The sequence below is a fragment of the Thermosynechococcus sp. NK55a genome (assembly GCF_000505665.1).
Classification (GTDB): Bacteria; Cyanobacteriota; Cyanobacteriia; order Thermosynechococcales; family Thermosynechococcaceae; genus Thermosynechococcus.
Genome location: NC_023033.1, coordinates 1,936,456 through 1,958,042, shown reverse-complemented (window position 1 = coordinate 1,958,042; position 21,587 = coordinate 1,936,456). Strand labels below are relative to the sequence as shown.

13 protein-coding genes and 2 pseudogenes are annotated in these 21,587 nt (G+C 54.5%); 6 read left to right on the top strand and 9 right to left on the bottom strand.

Annotation, left to right across the window (positions count from 1 at the left end):
* Window positions 1-41: 41 nt before the first annotated feature.
* The 5 genes and pseudogenes from NK55_RS09450 to NK55_RS09430 all read right to left on the bottom strand — a co-directional run bounded on the left by NK55_RS09450 (window position 42) and on the right by NK55_RS09430 (window position 5,592).
* Window positions 42-1,589: an NAD(P)H-quinone oxidoreductase subunit N gene (locus NK55_RS09450; protein WP_024125499.1), complete on the bottom strand. Its 1,548-nt coding sequence runs from the start codon at window positions 1,587-1,589 to the stop codon at window positions 42-44.
* A 175-nt stretch (window positions 1,590-1,764) separates the two neighbouring features.
* A complete protein-coding gene (locus tag NK55_RS09445; RefSeq protein ID WP_024125498.1) occupies window positions 1,765-2,661 on the bottom strand; it encodes an LD-carboxypeptidase in 897 nt (298 codons plus the stop codon).
* Window positions 2,658-3,014, bottom strand: a complete 357-nt coding sequence (locus NK55_RS09440; protein WP_024125497.1) for a DUF2808 domain-containing protein — start codon at window positions 3,012-3,014, stop codon at window positions 2,658-2,660. The genes NK55_RS09445 and NK55_RS09440 overlap by 4 nt, the downstream gene beginning before the upstream one ends.
* A gap of 3 nt (window positions 3,015-3,017) precedes the next feature.
* Window positions 3,018-3,539, bottom strand: a complete 522-nt coding sequence (locus NK55_RS09435; protein ID WP_024125496.1) for a transcriptional repressor — start codon at window positions 3,537-3,539, stop codon at window positions 3,018-3,020.
* 227 nt (window positions 3,540-3,766) lie between these two features.
* Window positions 3,767-5,592 (bottom strand): annotated as a pseudogene (locus NK55_RS09430) (transglycosylase domain-containing protein).
* A gap of 275 nt (window positions 5,593-5,867) precedes the next feature.
* On the opposite strand from NK55_RS09430, the gene tyrS reads away from it, so the two are divergent.
* The 3 genes from tyrS to NK55_RS09415 all read left to right on the top strand — a co-directional run bounded on the left by tyrS (window position 5,868) and on the right by NK55_RS09415 (window position 10,969).
* The gene (tyrS, locus tag NK55_RS09425; RefSeq protein WP_041429812.1) at window positions 5,868-7,094 is read left to right on the top strand and encodes a tyrosine--tRNA ligase; all 1,227 of its coding nucleotides are present in this window, start codon (window positions 5,868-5,870) and stop codon (window positions 7,092-7,094) included.
* Between the two features lie 409 nt (window positions 7,095-7,503).
* On the top strand, window positions 7,504-10,242 hold the full coding sequence (locus tag NK55_RS09420; RefSeq protein ID WP_024125494.1) for a pitrilysin family protein: 2,739 nt from the start codon (window positions 7,504-7,506) through the stop codon (window positions 10,240-10,242).
* A 4-nt stretch (window positions 10,243-10,246) separates the two neighbouring features.
* Window positions 10,247-10,969, top strand: coding sequence for a cytochrome c biogenesis protein CcdA (locus tag NK55_RS09415; RefSeq protein ID WP_024125493.1), 723 nt, complete (start codon window positions 10,247-10,249; stop codon window positions 10,967-10,969).
* Between the two features lie 294 nt (window positions 10,970-11,263).
* On the opposite strand, the gene NK55_RS09410 is transcribed toward NK55_RS09415, so the two are convergent.
* A complete protein-coding gene (locus NK55_RS09410) occupies window positions 11,264-12,442 on the bottom strand; it encodes a DUF129 domain-containing protein (RefSeq protein ID WP_024125492.1) in 1,179 nt (392 codons plus the stop codon).
* A 75-nt stretch (window positions 12,443-12,517) separates the two neighbouring features.
* On the opposite strand from NK55_RS09410, the gene NK55_RS09405 reads away from it, so the two are divergent.
* From NK55_RS09405 to NK55_RS09395, 3 genes are read left to right on the top strand one after another with little or no spacing between them, the layout of a single operon-like run.
* Window positions 12,518-13,294, top strand: coding sequence for a DUF1350 family protein (locus tag NK55_RS09405; protein ID WP_024125491.1), 777 nt, complete (start codon window positions 12,518-12,520; stop codon window positions 13,292-13,294).
* Between the two features lie 48 nt (window positions 13,295-13,342).
* Window positions 13,343-14,575, top strand: a complete 1,233-nt coding sequence (gene trpB, locus NK55_RS09400) for a tryptophan synthase subunit beta (RefSeq protein ID WP_024125490.1) — start codon at window positions 13,343-13,345, stop codon at window positions 14,573-14,575.
* A 53-nt stretch (window positions 14,576-14,628) separates the two neighbouring features.
* On the top strand, window positions 14,629-16,683 hold the full coding sequence (locus tag NK55_RS09395; protein ID WP_024125489.1) for a cation:proton antiporter: 2,055 nt from the start codon (window positions 14,629-14,631) through the stop codon (window positions 16,681-16,683).
* Here the strand turns inward: NK55_RS09395 and asnS are convergent.
* From asnS to NK55_RS09375, 3 genes and pseudogenes are all read right to left on the bottom strand, one after another.
* A complete protein-coding gene (asnS, locus tag NK55_RS09390) occupies window positions 16,680-18,068 on the bottom strand; it encodes an asparagine--tRNA ligase (RefSeq protein WP_024125488.1) in 1,389 nt (462 codons plus the stop codon). The two genes, NK55_RS09395 and asnS, sit on opposite strands and share 4 nt — an antisense overlap.
* 12 nt (window positions 18,069-18,080) lie before the next feature.
* Window positions 18,081-20,464: pseudogene (locus NK55_RS09380) on the bottom strand (endonuclease MutS2).
* Window positions 20,465-20,511: 47 nt separating this feature from the next.
* A complete protein-coding gene (locus NK55_RS09375) occupies window positions 20,512-21,486 on the bottom strand; it encodes an FHA domain-containing protein (RefSeq protein WP_024125487.1) in 975 nt (324 codons plus the stop codon).
* Between the last annotated feature and the right edge of the window lie 101 nt (window positions 21,487-21,587).

Here is a 21,587-nt window from a genome sequence, read left to right as displayed (position 1 = left end):
ATTCTAGGAGGATAGATGGGGGATCGGAATTGAAATCATCCTTAAGATTCGCCTGCCGGCGCTAGAGTTTGGTAAGTGACCGCCATAACCCTTGGTTGATTAGCCAGTTGGGGCACATCCAATACTGCCGTATTCACCAAGTTGAAGAGGGGATTGGCCAAGATGCCCGCTAAGGAGGTGGCAATCACCGTCATTACCAAACCCACCTGCAAAGGTCGCAGGCCAAAACTTGACCAAGAGACTGCGGGATAGTTGCGCACCGCCTCTGACATTTCTTGGGGCTCCTTGACCACCATCATCTTGACAACGCGGATGTAGTAGTAAATGGAGATCACACTGGTCAATAGACCCAGCAGCACCAGACCATAGGCACCTGCTTGCCAACCGGCCCAGAAGAGGTAAATCTTACCAAAGAAGCCCGCCAGGGGCGGAATCCCCCCCAGAGAGAGCAAACATAGGCTCAGGCCGAGGGTCAGGAGGGGGTCTTTTTGATAGAGGCCCGCATACTCACTAATTTGATCGGTGCCGGTGCGCAGGGAGAACAGAATCACACAGGTAAAGGCACCAAGGTTCATGAAGAGGTACACCAGCAAGTAAAAAAGCATACTGGCATAGCCTGCCTCAGTGCCCACGACAAAACCAATCATCACAAACCCGGCCTGACCAATGGAGGAGTAGGCGAGCATCCGCTTCATACTGGTTTGGGCGAGTGCCACCACATTGCCGAGAATCATGCTTAGGATCGCCAGCACCGTAAAGATGAGTTGCCACTGATCGGTGACACTGGGGAAGGCCAAGGTCAAAAAGCGAATGGCAAGGGCAAAGCCAGCGGCTTTGGAACCCACCGAAAGAAAGGCAACCACAGGGGTAGGGGCACCCTCATAGACATCGGGCGTCCATTGGTGAAAGGGTACTGCGGAAATTTTGAAACTAATGCCGGCAATAACAAACACTAAGGCCACGACAAGGCCCAAGGATTCGGAGGACAGGGCTTGGGCAATGGCTGGCAGTTGCGTGTGCCCACCGGAAAGGCCGTACAGTAGCGATGAGCCATAGAGGAAAATGGCAGAACTGGCCGCACCAATCAGGAGATATTTCAAGGCGGCTTCGTTGGAGCGGCTATCGCGCTTTGTATAGCCTGTGAGCAGATAGGAGGCAATACTCAGGGTCTCTAGGGCCACAAAGATAAACACCAGTTCTTGGGCACCGGCAATGAACATGCCACCCACTGTGGCCGTCAACAGAATTGTCATAAATTCGCCGAGGGAACTGCCCGTTTGCTCAACATAACGAATGGACATGAGAATCGTGCCCAAAGCGGAGAGGGCAATCAGTCCCCGGAAGAAGAGGCTGAGGTGATCGGAAATAAAGCTGCCAAAGAAACTGACGGTTGCGGGCTGAGTCCACAGGGGAATCATCGTGGCGATCGCCCCCCCTAAACCAACAATTGCAAAGTAGGGTGTCCAGCGATCGGCCTGACGTCCCTGAATCAAATCTGCCAACAGGACGACAAGCAGCGCCACAATCACGATGGTTTCCGGCAAAATGGTGCCTGCATTGAGCTGTCCAGCCAGTGTCACCAAATCCATAACTCTTTACGTGCCTTGATGGAATCCCCCATATCTTATCACTCAGATTTTCATTTCATTGTTTACTCGCGATCGGCTTGTGCTTATAGGTTCGATTAGTTTTGGCCCCCCTTAACAGCGGCGCATCGGGTATTTCGATGCCTTGTCAGCTTGTGATTTACTTGTTGTCAGCTTGTCAGAGTAATAGCCGCAAAGAACCGCGATCGCCATCTAGCTCAGCCGCCACCCCCACTGGTAATGTGGCATTGACCCCCTCATGGCCAAACGGCAAGTCACTAACAATGGGAATTCCCAAATCCCCCAAGCGATCGCCCAAAACCTCAATCAGCCGAAAATTCGGTTGCGTGGTGGGATCCTCACAACGACTAAAACGGCCAAGGGCAATCCCCTTGATCTGATACAACGCTCCACTACGGCGCCACTGCGTCAGCATACGGTCAATGCGATAGGGGGCTTCACCCACATCCTCTAGGGCCAAGATCACATGCTCAAAAGGCGGGCAATCAGGTGTGGCCAGTAAATGAGTTGCGACCGTTAAATTTCCCACTAAGAGGCGCCCCTGCACCACACCGCCCCCCCAACCGCTTCCCCATAGGGGCTCTAGGGGCTTGCCCTGGACCAGATCAAAAAGACGCCGCTGACTCCAAAGGGGCTCTTGCGCCAGTGTGGTGAGGACTGGACCATGGACGCCGGCCACCCCTTGGGCCGCATAGCTCCACAGAAGAGCCGTAATATCTGAAAAACCAATTAGCCACTTTGGGGGTGCTGAAGGCCACTGCCACTGCTCCAACAGACGAGTTGCCCCAAATCCCCCTCGCCCGCAGAGAATACCCTTAATAGAATTATCTTGCAATAAGTGCCGTAGGCGATCGCGCCGCTGTTGATCAGAACCCGCAAGGTAGCCCCAGCCTGCAAAGTCAGCCTCATTAACAATGACCTCATAGCCCTGGGCTTGCCAACAGGCCACCCCCTGCCAAAAAGTTTCCCCTTGGCGCAGAACACCACTGGGAAAGGCGACGGCAAGGCGATCGCCCGGCTGCAGGGGAGGCGGTAATGTTGCAACAGCGGTCACGTTAGCAAAAAATTAGAATTGCGGTAAAATTGCAAGCCACCCGTAGCGATATTTTGACCCAAGGCGCGATCGCCCATAAAAGCACAAAGGCGTTGGGGCAACCAGTAAATGGTCTCAATGCCCGGCGGTTGCTGAATCTCAAGACGGGCAAGGGGGTCCCCTGCGGTGGTCGGTATCCGAACAACGAAGTTGTAGGTGGTATTCCTGAGCCACACTTGAGGATAGTGGGTATGGGCTTCAAGAACAACTTCAACACAAACAGGGGGCTGATCAAAGACCATCTGCCCATGGGGAAACTCCACCCCCAGAATGTTAGGGATTAAAACAAGGGCAATCCCTAGAGGCCGTAACATCCCCTATTTACCCCGCGAGGGGGGTTCCGTCCCGTGGGCGATCGCGCGACTACAGACCCAGTTTTCCGGCAGTCCCGGGTAACCGCGCCGCAGCGCCTCTGGACAAATGGTATAGATCGTCAGTTGGCAATCAATCAGTTGCAGACCATATTTCTCCGTTTGCTTCAAGGCCTGCTTGAGAATGGAGTCATTATCAAACTCAATCGTGTGGTTGCATTGTACACACACCATGTGGTGATGGTGATGCGGAGACATGGTATTTAATTCGTAGTGCTTGTGTCCCTCAGCAAGTTCCAACTCCCGCAGAATACCCATCCGTGACATCAACTTCACGGTACGATAAACGGTGGATAAACTAATGGAGTGTCCCTGTTTGCGCAGCTCATGGTGCAGGTCCTCAGCACTTAGGTGATTGCCCTTAGGCAGATTTTGGAAGATATTGAGAATGGTTTCTCGCTGTGGCGTCAACCGCCAACCCTTCTCATTCAGTTCCGCCTTCAAGGCTGCTGCTGTATAAAGTGGCATAGGAGATTCGCTTGATCTGCCGGTATTGGTTTGCATGATAGCCGACAACAAGTGGCATTTGCAACAACCAGAGCTTATTGAGAATAATTACAATGGTTTTACTAGACTTTTTGCCAATGAGTTGCAACGCCCAACCAGCCCCCATAACCTACGCGGCCTCCGCCAATGCCAAGATCAATCCCTGAACCGCTTCACCCTATGGGGGATCGGGAATTGCACCAGCAGAGTTAATTTTTTTGCCGCTGCGGCTTGGGTCGCTGGAACTTCGACATCGGGGTAAAGTCCTCCACAGGCACATCCTTGAGGGCCTGAGCCATAAAATCTCGCCAAATGGGTGCCATAAAACCACCCCCCGTTGCCCCCTGCCCCAAGGGCGCATAGTTGTCATTCCCTGCCCAAACAGCCGCCGAGAGTTGCGGCACATAACCAACAAACCAAATATCCCGCTCAGAAGAGGTGGTGCCTGTTTTTCCTGCGGCAGGCCGGCCAATGTTGGCTGCTGTCCCTGTGCCACTGGTGATCACACTCTGCATTGTGTTATTTAGGGCGGCGGCAGCCCAAGGATCAAGCACGAGTTTGGGGCGCGGTGTGTGATCCAACAGCAAATGACCGTTGTTATCGGTGACTTGAATAATTGTTGTCGTGGGAGATTGCCAGCCATTATTGGCGAATGTGGCATAGGCAGCGGCCATTTCCAAGGGGGTGAGATCCACCGCTCCCAAGGGCAGGGAAACCACCGGCAGCATTGGACTGGTAATGCCAAGGGTACGGCAAATTTCAATTACGCGCTCAATGCCGACCTCTTGGCCAAGGACAATTGCGGGAATATTGCGGGACATGGCCAAGGCCAGGCGCATAGACATTCCACCCATAAATGAGCCATCGTAGTTGCGAGGCACATACCATCCGTCCCCATCCCGGTACCGCACTGGCGAGTCGCTAATGATTGAATCGGGGGTATATTTGCCACTGGCATAGGCGGCATAATAGACAAAGGGCTTAAAAGCAGATCCCGGCTGGCGCAGGGCTTGGGTAGCTCGATTAAATTGACTGCGGCTGTAGTCTACTCCCCCCACCAGCGCTTTGACATAGTGGGTACGCGGATCCACGGCAGCTAAAGCTAACTGATCTGCACGCACACCACTGGCTTGCAGGCTTTCATATCCCCGTCGGATGGCATCTTCCGCCATTTTTTGCATTTTGAGATCAAGGCTGCTTTGCACCCGCATGCCACCACGAATGACAGCTTCACGGCCAAATTGGCGGGTCAACTCCTGCAACACAGCATCGGTAATCCAAGGGCTACGACTGCGCTGGAAGGAGGTAATTTCCCCCAGCTTGATGGGTTCTTGGGCAGCGGCAGCAGCCTCTTGGGGGGTAATCCAACCCAACTCCACCATCCGCTCCAGCACCAATTGCTGCCGTTCCTTGGCGAGATCAAAATCCACAAAGGGGCTATAGGCTTCTGGAGCTTGAATAATCCCAGCCATCATCGCGGCTTCGGCAAGCGTGAGATCTGCGGCATTTTTTTGAAGTAGCTTTGGGCTGCAGTTTGCACGCCGTAGGTGTTATGTCCCCAATAGACCTGATTGAGGTACATCTCCAAAATTTCGTCTTTGCTGAAGAGCTGCTCGAGGCGCATGGCCAAAACAGCCTCAGCTACTTTACGGCTCATGGAGCGATCGCGAGACAAAAAGAGATTTTTAACCAATTGCATCGTCAGGGTAGAGCCGCCCTGCACGGTACGCCCAGAGGTAAGGTTGACCATCAAGGCACGGGCAATACCAATGGGATTAATACCGCGATGCTGGTAGAAACTGCTGTCTTCGATCGCCAGCACAGCCAGCTTCAGATTGGGGGAAATTTCGTTTAGGGAAACGACTTCGCGGTTTTCTTCATCGTGAAGGCTCACAAGGAGTGTGCCCTTGGCATCGTAAATGTGGGTGGTTTCAGTGGGGACATAGCCCCGTAGCGATCGCACATCCGGAAGATTCCGAAAGCTAATCGCTAGGCCCAACAGGCCACCTCCAATAGCCGCACACCCAAAGGTCATCCCCACCAGGAAGGTGCGGTTAGCAATTCGCAGTACCCCACGCCAGAAGTTTTCATCTTGGGGGCGGGTTTGGGAGGGATGTTTGCCAAGGGTAGTGGTGGACACGATAATCGCTGCCTCAGGCCTATTATTTTTTGCTTCGTATACGATTTTTATTTGGATAAAAGTCGGGAATGGCAAAATTGCCGCGCGATCGCCATTGATTGCTATCATAGCCATCCTAGACCAGAAAATGTCCTCACCCCAATAAATGCCCATAAATGCCCAATCAAATGATGTCTTCAGACCTTGAGGCCACCATTGCACGGCTCCAGCGCGGCGTTGTGGAAACGTTCCCCCATGTCCCTGATTCCGCCAAACCCGAGGAAAATCTCTGGGCCTATTTGCGGCAAACGCAACGCCCGCTCCGAATTAAGTTTGGCATTGATCCTACCGGCAGTGAAATTCACCTCGGTCATAGCATTGTCCTGCGCAAGCTGCGCCAGTTTCAGGATGCGGGGCACTGTGCCGTGCTGATTATTGGTGACTTTACGGCTCAAATTGGCGATCCCACGGGGAAGTCGGAAGTACGCAAACAACTCAGCCCTGAGGAGGTAGCAGCCAATGTGCAAACCTACCTTGAACAGGTGAGGCCGATTTTGGATTTTGAGACCCCCGGCCGCTTAGAAATTCGCTACAACTCAGAGTGGCTTGCCAAACTGGATCTGCGCAAAGTGCTTGAGCTTTTGGGAACGATGACCGTGGGCCAAATGCTGGCCAAGGAGGGATTTGCGGAACGTTACGCCAAGGAAACGCCTATTTTTCTCCATGAGTTTCTCTATCCGCTGATGCAGGGCTATGATTCGGTGGCGGTGGCCGCAGATGTGGAATTGGGGGGAACCGATCAAAAGTTTAATATTGCCGTCGGTCGCGATTTACAGCGTCACTTTCGTTTGCCAACCGTGCAATTTGGCCTGCTGATGCCGATCCTAGTGGGTACGGATGGGGTACAGAAAATGTCCAAGTCCCTTGGCAACTATGTGGCGCTCACGGAGTCGGCAGCCAGTATGTACTCCAAGCTTGAAAAAATTCCCGATGCTTTGGTGAACCAGTACATTGAGTTGCTTACGGATTTGCCTTTGGACAGTTTGCCCGCTCATCCTCGCGATCGCCAGAAGGCCTTAGCCCTAGAAGTGGTCAGTCAATACCATGGGCGAGAGCTGGCCCTGCAAACCCAAGCAGAACTAGCGGCGATCGTCACCCAAGGGCAAACGGCACAGGCGGGATCAATTCCAGAGTATTCCCTTGGCGAGTTTCAGTTTCCTGTAAAGCTAACCTACGTGCTCAGTCACACCAAGCTCTGCCCCAGCAGCAGCGAAGCACGGCGGCAAATCCAAGGGGGTGGTGTCCGGCTCAACAGTGAGAAAATTACCGATGTGGATTTTACCCTCACCGCGCCAGAACCCTACGTCAACCAAGTGCTGCAAGTGGGCAAGAAAAAATTCCTGCGCTTTGTGCCCTAGGCGTTTTTTTCACCCGCTCTGCCAAGATTCATTCAAGATAGAGAGAACCTGCGGGGCAACTAGCAGATGGGTGATCAGGAATTTCAAGCCAAGGTCCTTAGAGAGTGGCTGGCCTGGGGCGCAGAGGTGCCGAAAGCAAACAGATGTACTTTTCTTCCTCATCTTCAGACGGACCTGCCCAAGCTCCAAGGTGATGGAAGTGAGTTGGCAAGGGTACAAGTTTGAAGTCTATCTGTGCGATCGCCTGGTGTGGATGGCAACAACGATGAAACAACAATCGCAACAACAATAACAACAATCATGATGGCGGCAGCATCAGGGGTGGTTCTGGCGAGTCCTTCTGCGGCGATGAGGACTTCTGGGAGCGCGATCGCCCCCCAAGGCAATTAAAAGGCAATTCAGTGAAACAATGATCCTAGGGCTCACTCCAAAATTCGTTAGAATCTTCTTATTTGTTGGCTTGATGCTCTTGAGTACCAGTTTAGCTGTAATTTTTCCCCTGGCCATGGTAGAAGGACTCGGTAGTGGCGTGACCAAAACGGTCTTAGATAATGGCCTGACCGTTCTGATTAAGGAAATTCCCACGGCGCCCGTTGTGAGTTTGCAGGTGTGGTATCGCGTGGGGTCTCGCCATGAACCCAAGGGAGAAAACGGGATTGCCCACCAGCTAGAGCATCTGATGTTTAAGGGGACCCAAAGCCGACCGGTGCAGTTTGGGCAACTATTTTATGCCCTGGGCAGTTCTTCCAATGCCTTTACCAGCTATGACCTGACGGCCTACCACCACACGGTGCGCGCTGACCAACTGGAGCCACTGCTGATCCTTGAAGCCGATCGCCTGCGCCATACCCTCATCACCCCCGATGCCCTTGAAAGTGAAAAGCGGGTGGTGATCTCGGAGCTGCAAGGCTATGAAAATAGTCCTGAATATCGCCTCAGTCGTGCGGTGCTAGCGGCCCTCTATCCCAAGCATCCCTACGGCTTGCCAGTGGGGGGAACAGCCAGTGATGTGGAGCAGTTGACGCTACCGGCAGTCAGGGGTTTTTATCAGCAGTACTATCGCCCCGATAATGCCGTGGTGGTGATTGCTGGCGATGTCTGTCCTGCGAGGGCACTGGAGCTGGTCAAGAAAACCTTTGGGGCAATTCCGCAGCCGCCAGAACCTTTGATCGATCCGCCGCTGCCGCCGCCTGAGGCCGGCTCAGCCCAGCGAATTCGCCTCAGGGAACCGGGGAGTGCGCCGCTACTCCAGATTTTGGTGCCTATTCCAGGGATGACCCATCCGGATCAAGCGGCCTTGGATGTCCTGGATATGCTCCTCAGTGGCGGCCGCAGTTCGTACCTGTATCAGGAACTGATGGAAACGGGGCAAGCCAGCTCGGCCTACTCCTACGTAGCTGCCTTGCAGAAGGGGGGCTGGTTTGAAATGGGGGCGATCGCCAGCCCCGATCAATCCCTTGAAACCATTGAGCAGACCATTGGCAAGATTTTGCAGCAAGTGGCGGAGCGTTCCCTCAGTCTGGGTGAATTGCAACGCGCCAAACAACAGCTTAAGGCCAATTTTATTCTCCGCAATCGCGATATTGATGCCCAAGCTAGTCAACTGGCCAATGATGAAACCCTCACGGGCGATTACCGCTTTAGCGATCGCCACCTGGCGGCCATTGAAAAGGTCACCCCTGCCGATGTGCAACGGGTGGTGCAAACCTATTTTGGGCGCGATCGCTGGATTGTCGGGGAATTTATTCCCAGTGAATTTGTCGATGTGGAGCTGTCGGGTCGGCCGGCGGTTCAAACCACAGCCCACAATCTGGTCGGTGAACCTGTGGATCCCCAAACCATCGCCGCCTATTTACCCCCAGGAAGCACCCAGGCTGCCCCGGCGGTCAAAACCAATGGGGTGGAAACCTTAACGCTGCAAAATGGTCTGCGGGTGCTCTTACTGGTGGATCGCAGTACCCCCACGGTTACCCTGGCGGGGCGGATTGATGCTGGCACGGGCTATGATCTGCTAACGCAGCCGGGGGTTGCCAACCTCACCGCCGCCAATTTGCTTAACGGTACCCGCACCAAAACTGCCCTCACCTTAGCTCAAACCCTTGAGGATCGCGGCATTAGCCTTGAATTCAGCGCCCTTCGCGACGGGGTTGATGTCGAAGGCTATGCCCTAGCTAGGGAGCTACCCACCCTCTTGGCCACCCTTGGCGAGGTGCTGCAGGAAGCCACCTTCCCAGAGGCAGAGTTCAAACTGAGTCAGCAGCGCTACCTGACAGCCCTGGGTCTGGAGGCGGATGATCCGGTGCGCTGGGGGCGCCGTGTCCTGCAGGAAACCCTCTATCCAGCCAATCATCCGCTGCATCCCTTTGCCACCCCGGAGTCGGTGCAGGCTATTCAACGCCAAGACCTCCTGAACTTTTATCGTGCCGCCTATAGGCCGGATCGCACGATTTTGACCCTCGTGGGAGATTTTGACCCCCTGGCGGTGCGATCGCGCCTCAATGACATTTTTGGCGCTTGGCAGCCCCAAACGGCTCCCCTTTCCCTCACCTTTCCTGCGGTTTCGCCGCCCCCGCAAACCCTCTTTCGGAATGCGGTCATTGCCGGTAAAAGCCAAGCCATTACCTATTTAGGGGCACCGGGGATCGATCGCCGGGATCCTCGCTTCTATGCCGCGATGCTGATGAATCACATTCTCGGGGGAGATGCGCTGGCCAGTCGCTTGGGTACGGAGATTCGCGATCGCCAGGGGTTAACCTACGGTATCTACAGTTTCTTTACGGCCAGTCGTCAGGCCGGACCGTTTATGATTCAGTTACAAACTGCCCCCGAAGATACCGCCAAGGCCATTCAAGCGACACTGCAACTGCTGCGGGAGGCGCGCCGCCAGGGATTCACTGCTGCCGAACTCGATGCGGCCAAGCGTAGCCTCAGCAATACCTATATCGTGGAGTTGGCGAATGTGGATATGGTGGCACGGACGTTGTTGGGGAATGCTAGTGTGGGTTTACCGCCGCAGGAATTGCAACAGTTTAGCGATCGCTTGCAGCAGGTGACCTTAGAGGAGGTCAATCAAGCCCTACGAGAGCTAATTGATCCGGAGCGACTGGTAATTGTCACTGCCGGGCCTGCCGTTTCCTTTAGCCCCTAAAACCATGGCCAGCCTCAGCCTAGGACTCTACCAACTGGAACAGTGGGCCAACCAGTGGGTGACCGGTCAACTCCGTGATCTAACGGTGATCAGTGTCGGTATCGTCTTTTTGGCGGGACTGCTCACCAGTCTGACCCCCTGTACCCTCTCCATGCTGCCGATTACGGTGGGTTATATCGCCGGCTATGCCAGCAAGCAACATGGCTCCGTGTTGCGCCAGTCCCTTTGGTTTGCCTTGGGTCTTGCCACCACCTTAACGGTATTGGGGATGACAGCGGCCTTGGCCGGGCGCATCTACGGTCAGGTGGGCTGGGGGTTAACCCTTGTGGTTAGTTTGGTGGCCATTCTCATGGGGTTAAATTTGCTCGAGGCCTTGCCCCTCAGCTTTCCCCGCAGTCGCTTCCTAGAGGAACTGCCGGATCGCGTCCCTGCGGGCTTGCAGTCCTATACCCTAGGGGCCACCTTTGGCATAGTTGCTGCCCCCTGCAGCACACCCGTCTTGGCAACGCTGTTGGCGTGGGTGGCCACAACCCAAAAGCTCTGGGTGGGGGCAGGTTTGCTCTTGGCCTACACAACAGGTTACGTCGTGCCCCTGATCGTGGTGGGTACCTTTAGTGGTGCCCTACAAAAGCTACTGGCCCTGCGGCAGTGGTCGAGTTGGATCACCAGAGTCAGCGGCGTGCTCCTCATTGCCTTTGGAGTCATTGCTTTGGCCATTCGGCTGTAGCGATCGCTCCTCTTCAGACTTGCCATTGGCTGGCAATGCAAGCACCTCTGGATTCCAATATTCGCCTAGTTCAGAAATTTTACCTCACCCAGACACTATCCGCCTTAGGGGCATTTCTAATAGATTTGGAAGTGCTTGAATTTTCTGCAAACCAGTTCTGGCGAGGGATTGCGCCCCCGGGCAGCCGTGGAGCTAAAATTTTACAAAAACAAAATAGAAACCGACAAGGAGAAATGAGACAAGGTGACCAGGTGGTGCTGGGAGCCTTTCCCAGCCAAACTAATAGAAACCACTTCACTGGGAAGGCCGAATTAGCACAAGGGGGGTTTGCTCATCGGCATTGCCGGCGGGATTTTTCCTTAAGGCTTTGATCAGCAGCTCATGGGAAACCCCTTTGCTTGCGGCCAGAACTTTGACTGCTCCTAGATCATTGACATCAACAATGGCTACGCCAAGGCTAGTTTGGGCCGCCAGATCATCTACGATGGCTTGGGGGTTGGCAGGTCCCATGACAATAAATTGGTCGTAGGGGGGCAGCGTGCCGGTGACGTCGTCAATGAGGCGAGCTTGCTCACCAGCCAATTGATAGAAACCGCCCTTGTGGCCAAAGATTTTGGCGATCGCTCCCCCAACAAAAGCCAACAGCACCCGCAACTCTCCCACCTCTTCAACTAGGGCTTGCATGCCACAGGCTGTGGCCAAACTGGAGGTGGGTAGAAAGAATTGACAGACCCGCGTTGCTACCCAGCCGGGGCGCAGTTGGGCTGGATCCTTAAGACGGCCTTGAATAATGGCAATGGGGGTTTCACCAATGGCAACAATATCTCCCGGTTGGGCATGGGGCATGACGTAGCGATTGAGCACCTCGGGGAGAATGTCCAAGGGCGTCAGTAAATGGGTGCGAATGGGTAGTACCGCCGCCCCCTCTGCCTGCCGCCACACACCCGTATCTCCCTTGGCAGGAAATTTCAGGGGGATAAATTCATGATGGGTTTTCAGGAAGCGACCATGGGGGCCATAGGCAACGTAGTGAATCTTGACCCAAGCCGCCTTGACCTCGCTCACGCCAATTCCCTGCAAATCCACACAAATCTCGACATTTGTCTGCTTTGTGGACTTGACAATATAGGCAAACCAATAGCCATCGGCACGGGGCGGGAACTCTGGCTCCGGGTGGCGGGGGATAACCTGTACATGCGTTTCAATGCCCTCCACGCTGCCATCAGACAGCAACACCACCTCTGCCTGCAACTGTGGCACCATCACCTCAAGGCCGCGGTGGGGATTGCTCAACCCCAGTAGCCCAACAAAACGGTAGTGGGTTGGCTCGTAGATTTCTAGATTCCAAGTAGCACGGATCACTTCCAGGGGATGGGCTGGCCGCTGGCGATACCGCCATTCCAGGGCGATCGCCCCCAAAAGGGCTAGGGATCCTAGGGCGGCTGCCCCTATCCCAATCACTGTTGCAATCATCACGTGTCCTGTACCACTGTATTTCCCGTATTCGCTAGATTACAGTCAGTTAGGCATTTTTGGAGTGATTGGATTTTGGAGTGGCAAGAGGTTCGCGGCAATTGGCTGTGTATTCCCCAGCGTCCCTTGGGGTGGATTCACTTTCTGGGGGGAGCCTTTGTGGCAGCGGCACCGCAATTGACCTATCGGCGCTTATTGGAGCACCTAGCGGAGGCTGGCTATGGCATTATTGCCACACCCTTTGTGAATACTTTTGATCATGGGGCGATCGCCCTCGATGCCCTCAATAAGCTCGAGTATGCCCTTGATTGGTTGGTGTACCGCCAAGGCTACCCGCCAGCATTGCCCATCTATGGTCTAGGGCACAGTATGGGCTGCAAGCTCCACCTGTTGATCAATAGCCTCTACGATGGCGATCGGGCTGGGAATATGTTCATAGCCTTCAACAACTACCCCGCCAGTCAATCCATTCCTTGGATGGAAAACCTGACCCCCGTCGGTGTTGAATTCACCCCCAGCCCAACCGAAACCGAACAGCTCATTCAAGAGCGCTATCCCGTGCGCCGCAACCTCCTGATTCGCTTCCAGGATGATGACATTGACCAAACGGCGCGCCTGCGCAGTCTCCTCAGAGCTAAATTTGGCGATATGGTCACTGCCCTCAGGCTACCGGGGAATCACCTCACCCCCCTTAGCCAAAACCTCAAGTGGCAAGTTGGTGCAGAATTTTCTCCCTTGGATGCCCTCGGCCAGTGGTTCAAGCAAAGTCTCTTTCCCGAAATGCAAGTTCTTGAGGCCTGCCTATTGGAGTGGCTCAATCCCTTGGGCACCACCCGCCGTTGCCGCCCGTAACGTGGCACAATCGCATAAGAAACCCTTAATAAAGAAAGGAATTTGCCCGTGACTGTTGCCCCCTCTGCTGCCCTCAGTGCTACTGCTCGCCCCGATTCCCGGGGTCGCTTTGGTCGCTTTGGTGGCAAATATGTTCCTGAAACGCTGATGCCCGCCCTCAGTGAATTGGAGGCGGCCTTTGCCCACTACCGCCAAGACCCTGACTTTCAAGCAGAATTGCAGCAACTCCTCCAAGACTATGTGGGTCGCCCAAGTCCCCTCTACTTTGCCGAACGTCTCAGCGCCCACTATGCCCATGATCAAGCCCAGCCCCAAATCTATCTGAAGCGGGAAGACCTCAACCATACAGGTGCCCACAAAATCAACAACGCCCTCGGGCAAGTGCTCCTGGCCAAGCGCATGGGCAAACAGCGCATTATTGCCGAAACAGGTGCCGGTCAGCATGGGGTAGCCACAGCAACGGTGTGTGCCCGCTTTGGCCTCCAATGTGTGATTTATATGGGGGTGCAGGATATGGAGCGGCAGCGGTTAAATGTGTTGCGGATGCGTCTATTGGGAGCAGAAGTGGCCCCCGTCAGTGCCGGCACAGGAACTCTCAAAGATGCCACCTCAGAAGCAATTCGCGATTGGGTGACCAATGTTGAAACCACCCATTACATCTTGGGTTCAGTGGCAGGCCCCCATCCCTACCCAATGCTAGTACGGGAATTCCACGCCGTCATTGGGGCTGAAACCCGCCAGCAGTGTCTTGAGAAATGGGGCGGTCTGCCGGATATTCTCCTTGCCTGTGTTGGCGGTGGCTCCAATGCGATGGGACTTTTCCATGAGTTTGTTGAAGAACCCCAAGTGCGCTTAATTGGTGTGGAAGCGGCAGGGCAAGGGCTGGACACCGGTCACCATGCCGCCACCCTCACCAAAGGCGAAGTGGGGGTGCTCCATGGTGCCATGAGCTATCTATTGCAGGATGCCGATGGTCAGGTGATTGAGGCCCACTCCATCAGCGCCGGTTTAGACTATCCAGGGGTGGGGCCAGAGCATAGCTACCTCAAGGACATTGGTCGGGCAGAATACTACAGTGTCACCGATGCTGAGGCGGTGGCTGCCTGTGTGCGCCTAGCTCAGTTGGAGGGGATTCTCCCTGCCCTTGAAACCGCCCATGCCTTAGCCTATCTGGAAACCCTATGCCCTCAATTGACGGGGCAGCCCCGCATTGTCATTAACTGTTCAGGACGCGGCGATAAGGACGTGGAAACCATTGGCCGTTATTTTCAGGCTCAGTAGGTACTGTGTATCCTTAAAGTCACCGGCATTAAAGTCACCTGTAGATTGCGGCCATGAACACTAGTAGCCCCATTTTTATTTTTATGGTTCTTTTGGCTGTCATTTTAACCATTCCGCCGGTGTTTGAGCGGCTGCGCTTACCGGGGCTCGTGGGTCTGCTGTTGGCTGGTGTGCTGCTTGGACCCAATGGGCTACAGTTCCTAGAACACGACAGCGACACCATCAAACTCCTCTCAGGCATTGGCAAAGTCTATTTAATGTTTGTGGCGGGGCTAGAAATTGATCTGAGCCATTTTCGCAGAACTCGCGATCGCTCTTTGTTGTTCGGTGCTTTGACCTTCATTGTCCCCCTGGCAACCGGATTCACCATTGGCCACTGGTTTGGTTTTGATTGGAATGGCTCGCTTCTCATTGGCTCACTGCTGGCTTCCCATACCCTCTTGGCCTATCCAATTGTGCGGCAGTTGGGGGTTGTGCACAATGAAGCCGTGACCATTACGATTGGCGCAACCATTTTTACCGATACCGCAGCGCTGGTGGTGCTGGCCATCTGCGTGGGCATTAACCGCGGTGAATTCACGGTGCTGACTCTCCTCAACCAATTGATTGCCCTTGGTCTGTATTGCTTTCTAGTTCTGTGGGGGGTTGACCGCATTGGTAAGCAATTTTTCCGGCGATCGCACGATGCTCAGGGGAAGCAATTCCTTTTCATTCTTTTGACATTATTCGTTGCTGCCATCGGTGCCGAAATCATTGGCATTGAGCAGATTGTCGGTGCCTTTTTAGCCGGTTTAGCCGTCAATGATGTTCTCGAGGACAGTCCCGTCAAGGAAAAAGTTGAGTTTATCGGTGGTGTCCTCTTTATCCCCTGCTTTTTTGTGGACATGGGGCTGCTGATTGACATTCCTGCCTTTGTCAAGACCCTCGCCTCCATTGGCATTACGGTTGCCATTGTCGTCGGTCTCATTGGCAGCAAGTTCATTGCGGCTTGGCTGGCTGCCCGCTGGTATCGCTACACCTCAATGGAAATGTTGACAATGTGGTCGTTGTCTTTGCCTCAGGTGGCGGCCACCTTGGCGGCAACCCTAGTCGGCTTCCAGGAGGGGATTCTCACCCAAGACATTCTCAACAGCGTGCTGGTGCTAATGGTGGTCACCTCAATTCTTGGCCCGCTGGTTACAGCACGCGCTGCCAGTCGGCTGCCAATTCCCCAGCCCGAGCAGGAGGAGATTGAGGAACTGGCAACGTGGTGGGATGGCCACGAGGATCCCCAGCCCCACACCTTTACTGTCGTCGTTCCCATCCACAATCCCCAAACCCAACGCCCCCTCATGGAATTGGCGGCACTGCTAGCCCATCATGAGGCGGGGCGAGTTGTGGCAGTTGCGGTTATTCCTTGCCAAGTGCACATGAATGATCCCCGCCTCGATACCAAGCTCCGTCGCTCTCGCAAACTGCTGCGCCGCGCCGCTGAACTGGCGGCACCCTACAACGTCGAGACAACCACTGCCATCCGTATTGATGAAGATATTGCCCTCGGGATTAGTCGCTTTAGTCGTGAACAGGAGGCGAGTCTCATTGTCTTGGGCTGGCCAGAAACTAGTAGTTGGCGCGCCCAGCTTTTTGGCAGCATCATTGACCACGTCCTCTGGTCAAGCCCCTGTCCTGTGGCCATTACTCGCCTATTGGATGATCCGGAGAATATCCGTTCAATTTTGGTGCCGACCCGAGATCTCAGCCCAAGAACTCTACGGATTATTAGTTTTGCCCAAGCCCTTGGCAGTGCCAGTCAAGCAAAGGTGATGCTGCTGCACGTGGCCCTGCAAAACACACCCTATGAACAAATGGCGCAGTTTGAGGAGGATTTGCGCCAGATTCTACAGGAAGCTAAGGGAGCAAGTCTCCTTGACGTGCACATTAAAACCGTTGCTAGTAGTGATATTCCCAGGACCATCCTCGAAGAAGCAGGACTCTATGACTTGGTTTTAATGCGTTCGATTCGGCGCGGCACAGCAGGTGGGCTGGCGGTGAGTGACATCACTACCCAAGTCATCCGAGAGCTGCAAACCTCAATTATCCTCTTTGGCGAACCGCCGCGCCTGGGCTAGAACTCGGCATTGCCCGGCGTCCGTGGAAAGGGAATGACATCGCGGATATTGTCCATGCCCGTCATAAACTGTACGAGCCGCTCAAACCCAAGGCCAAAGCCGGCGTGGGGCACACTGCCATAGCGACGCAAATCCAAGTACCACCAGTAGGGGGCAGGATCTAGGCCTTGGGTCACAATTCGCTCCTGCAACACATCAAAGCGTTCTTCTCGCTGAGAGCCGCCAATGATCTCGCCAATTTTGGGTGCGAGGACATCCATTGCCGCCACGGTTTTGCCATCGTCATTGAGGCGCATATAGAAGGCTTTGATGGCAGCGGGATAATCATAGACAATTACGGGGCGTCGGCAGTATTCCTCAGCAAGATAGCGCTCATGCTCCGATTGCAGGTCTAGTCCCCAAGCCACCGGGAATTCAAAGGCACGGCCGCTCTTTTCAAGGACTTGAATCGCTTCACTGTAGCTGAGGCGGGCAAAGGGTTGAGTGGCCATCTGTTCGGCAGTGGCTATGACGCTATTATCAATCCGCTCCTGAAAGAAGGCCATATCCTCTGGGCAGTGGTCAAGGACATAGCGAAAGATAAACTGCAAAAAGGCCTCCGCCAGTTCCATATCCCCCCTGAGGTCACAGAAGGCCATCTCTGGCTCTACCATCCAAAACTCGGCAAGGTGGCGCGAGGTGTTGGAGTTTTCAGCGCGGAAGGTGGGGCCAAAGGTATAGACGTTGGTAAAGGCTGTGGCCATAATTTCTGCCTCCAGTTGGCCACTGACGGTGAGGTAGGCACGACGGCCAAAAAAGTCTTGACTGAAGTCAATCTTCCCCTCTGGGGTTTTGGGCGGCTGGGTTAAATCCAGTGTGGTGACAGTAAAGAGTTCCCCAGCCCCTTCGCAGTCACTGGCGGTAATGATGGGGGTATGCACCCAGAGGAATCCCCGCTCCTGAAAGAATTGGTGAATGGCAGTGGCACAGGCATTGCGCACTCGCATCACAGCGCCTAGGGTATTGGTTCGTGGTCGCAGATGACCAATGGTGCGTAGAAATTCAAAGCTGTGGCGTTTCTTTTGCAGGGGATAGGTTTCTGGATCGGCACTGCCCCAAAGGTGAATCTCCTGGGCATGGAGTTCAATGGCTTGGTTTTTGCCAGGGGAGCGCATCAGCTCGCCTGTGAATTCCGCTGCGGCACCGGTGGTCAGGTCTTTGATGGTTGGGGTGGCGGCTGCAAGGGTGTTGGGAATGACCACCTGCAATCCGGCTAGGGTTGAGCCATCGTTAAGGTTGACAAAGGTGCATTCCTTGAGTTCGCGTTTGGTACGCACCCAGCCTTTGACGGTGACGCGATCGCCCACTTGACCTTGGTGAAGAATATCCTTAATCCGCTGCTGCATGGGTCTTTTTTCCTATAACTGCACAACTGTTACTCCCCGGCCACCCTCTTCAGGAGGCGCAAGGTGATAGCTTTGAACGCTGGGGTGCTGATCTAAAAATTGATGCACAAACCGGCGTAGAGCACCACTGCCGTGGCCGTGGATAATCCAAACGGTTCCCTGCTGGCGGTTGAGGAATTCCTCTAGGAGAGGTTCCGCCTGATGGATACGCTTGCCCCGCAGATCCAGGGTACGGCTCTCGGTGCGGATGGCCGGTGCTGTTGTGCGGGCAGTTGGCGGGGAGGGAGCTGGGCTAGGCTTGGGCTTAGACGGCGTGTGTACGGGTTCCCCTTGAAGGGACTCGACGGCGTGGGGCGGCACAGTAAATTTCACGGAACCCACTTGGACGACAATATCCCCCTGCTGGCTGACACTGAGGACTTCACCCACCTGTTGCCATTGGGGTAAACGCACGCGATCGCCCGGTTGAGGAATAAAGCCAGCGGGCGGGGGGGTGGTAGGTAGGTTTTTTCAATCTGCGCCAAGGCAGTTTGAGCGGCTTGTACCTGTTCAGGACTGTTGGCCCGTTGCAGTTGGGCAATGATTTTGGCAATTTCCTGCTGAGCTTGATGGAGGGCAGTGCGTACCTGTTCCTCCTGTTGCTGGCGCAACTGCTGCTGTCGCTGTCGTAGTTCCTGCGCCTTCGTGGCGATTTCCTGGTAGAGGGCTTCGGTATCGCGCAGCAGGGTCGCTGCCGCTGTGGTTTTGGCCTCTTGATCCTGGCGCTGAGCCACCAGACCCATGATCATCTCATTGACACTGTTGCTATCTCTGCTGAGAAGGGCCTTGGCCGCCTCAACAATGCTGGGATATAGCCCCAACCGTTGGGCGATCGCCAGGGCATTGGATTGTCCCGGAATGCCCCACAGCAACCGATAGGTGGGGGCTAGCGTCTCCTCATCAAACTCAACGGAGGCATTTTCAAAGCGGCTGTCTTGGTACTTGAGGGCCTTGAGCTCACCATAGTGGGTGGTGGCAAAGGTGAGGCTGGCGTGCTCTGCCAGATAGCGTAACAGAGCGATCGCCAGGGCTGTGCCTTCAGTGGGATCCGTGCCTGCCCCCACTTCATCCAGGAGCACCAGTGTATTGCCGCCTGTGACCTCCAGCTCTGTGAGAATATCGCGGATATTGCAGATATGGCTAGAAAACGTGGACAGGTTTTGAGTAAGGGACTGCTCATCACCAATGTCTGCCCAAACGCCCGTAAACCAAGGCAACTCTACGGGGGCTGCCGCCGGCACATACAACCCCGCCTTGGCCATGAGGGCGGCCAATCCCAGTGTTTTTAGGGTTGCCGTTTTCCCGCCTGTATTCGGGCCTGTAATGGTCACCACCTTTGTGGCTGGCTGTAATTCAATGTCAATGGGAACCACTGGCTGACCCTGTTCATGGTGCTCCTGCCACACCAGGAGGGGATGACGCAAGGCCTTCAGGTGCAGCCGCGTATTACTCACAAACTGCGGTGGGTTTCCCTGCAACCAGAGACTATAGCGGGCACGGGCAACTGCCACATCGAGGGTAGTCAGCACATCCAGTAGATACCACAGATCATCACTAATGGTGGCCAACTGATCCGAAAGGGCTTGGCAAATGGCGCGTTCGACCTCAGCCTCCTGATGGGCCAGTTGTTGCAGGCGGTTTTGCGGGTCAATGGTTTCCTGTGGCTCAATGTAGAGTGTGGCTCCACTGGCGGAGAGATCGTGGACAATGCCCGGAATTTGGTCTTTGTGGGTGGCTTTGACCGCCAACACATAGCGATCGCGCCGTTGGGTAACCACTGCCTCTTGAATTGCCCCTGCTCGCTGCTGAAGAATCTGCTGAAGCTGCTGCTGGATCTGGGCGCGGCATTGCCGTTGCTGCTGGCGGATCTGAGCTAATTCAGGACTGGCGCGATCGCTGACTTGACCTTGATCGGTAATGCAGCGGTAGATTTCCTGCGTCACCTCAGGATAGGTGCGGACACCGGCCACCAGTTGTTGGAGTTCACTGAGTTGCTCGTGCTCCTCAATTTGACGTCGCTGTTGCCGCGCAGCACTCAACAGGTGGGCGATCGCCAGTAATTCCGTGCCTTGCAAACAGCCCTGATGATCCAGTCGCGCAAGGGCAGGTTCAATATCCGTGACTTGGCTGAAATCTAAGCGCACTTGATGTACCGTCTCTAGGGCAATTACCTCGGCAGTTTGCGCCAACAGCACTCGACTGGCCGCTGGGGTACCCCCTAAGATGTCTCCCCCTTGAAGCTGACGCATCCCCCGCTTTGTCGAAGCAAATGTTGCCAACTGCTGACAGAGACGTGGCCACTCCAGACGTCCTAGGGATTTATCAAGGGCACTAATTTGTGACGTTGTAACAACCAATGTTCGCCATCTGCTGAAAACACTACTTCCACTGACTGTAGCACTGCTCACTCATCCATGCAGCGGTTCTCAAGGACAATCCCCGGCATCTCCGTATCCACAGCATCTTGCAGTTTTAGAAGGGTACTGGTGAGAGCTTCAGGATTGAAGTAGGTCCAGCCCAGGGCTTTGGCAATTGTTTGTAATCGCTCCGTAATATTTGTGAGCTCCCCAAGCATATTTTCGCGGGGCAACCCCCCAAAGAGGGCCATCGCGCCTTGATTGACTGCCCACTTGCACTCCGATTCATGGACACGGGTACGCATGCCACTGAGGAGAATGACATTCATTTGTGGATAGCGCTGGCGATACTGCCGACAAAAGTTGTAGGGATTCGTTTTTGGCATTCCCAAATCCAAGAGCAAGAGGTTGATGTTGCAGTTGAGGGACTCCAGATGGGCAATGATTTTTTCTAACTCAAAGTGGGAAGTTGCCCAAATCGTTGAAATACTCTGGGAGTTCAATAATTCCCGCCACATTTCCCCTTGGGTACGGGAAGAATGGGTCATCAACACCGTCACTTGACCCTTGCTCTCACCGGAGTGATGGGTGTAGGGGTAAGGACCTGGCACATCCCGCAGGTCAATGTATTCTAGCTCTGACTCACCAATGGAAATGCGATCCCCATGCCGGAGGATGTAGGGAGTCTGGATGCGGTTATTGCCCACAAACGTCCCGTTCATGCTCTTGAGATCAGTCAAACAATAGCGATGATCCGCTTGACGCTCAATGCGAATGTGACGCCGTGAACACCAGCGATCGGGCAAAACAATATCACAGTCTTTGCTGCGACCAATTTGCCAAGCAGGTAACTGATCCAACACAATTGAACGTTGCATGTAAACTGAGTGCAACAATAATCGGGGTGTGGGTGCCGCTAAAATCAGCTCACTGGGACGCATAAACCCCCGCTGCTGTTCACCAGCGCGAGTCGGCGAGTGTAGGGGAACGTAGGTGTCGGGGCGATTGGCCGAAGCATCCATAGGAGTAGCTAAAAACTAAATTATGGAGTTCATTGCTATGCTGCTTATCCTAACGTTGTTAAGCAGCAGGAAACCACCTTCATCTTAATGTCAATAGAATG

Bases quoted from the DNA above. Each gene is read 5' to 3' on its own strand.
- NK55_RS09450 (WP_024125499.1), bottom strand. From the start codon at position 1,589: ATGGATTTGGTGACACTGGCTGGACAGCTCAATGCAGGCACCATTTTG.
- NK55_RS09440 (WP_024125497.1), bottom strand. From the start codon at position 3,014: ATGTTACGGCCTCTAGGGATTGCCCTTGTTTTAATCCCTAACATTCTG.
- NK55_RS09435 (WP_024125496.1), bottom strand. From the start codon at position 3,539: ATGCCACTTTATACAGCAGCAGCCTTGAAGGCGGAACTGAATGAGAAG.
- tyrS (WP_041429812.1), top strand. From the start codon at position 5,868: ATGTCTTCAGACCTTGAGGCCACCATTGCACGGCTCCAGCGCGGCGTT.
- NK55_RS09420 (WP_024125494.1), top strand. From the start codon at position 7,504: ATGATCCTAGGGCTCACTCCAAAATTCGTTAGAATCTTCTTATTTGTT.
- NK55_RS09415 (WP_024125493.1), top strand. From the start codon at position 10,247: ATGGCCAGCCTCAGCCTAGGACTCTACCAACTGGAACAGTGGGCCAAC.
- NK55_RS09410 (WP_024125492.1), bottom strand. From the start codon at position 12,442: ATGATTGCAACAGTGATTGGGATAGGGGCAGCCGCCCTAGGATCCCTA.
- NK55_RS09395 (WP_024125489.1), top strand. From the start codon at position 14,629: ATGAACACTAGTAGCCCCATTTTTATTTTTATGGTTCTTTTGGCTGTC.
- asnS (WP_024125488.1), bottom strand. From the start codon at position 18,068: ATGCAGCAGCGGATTAAGGATATTCTTCACCAAGGTCAAGTGGGCGAT.
- NK55_RS09375 (WP_024125487.1), bottom strand. From the start codon at position 21,486: ATGGATGCTTCGGCCAATCGCCCCGACACCTACGTTCCCCTACACTCG.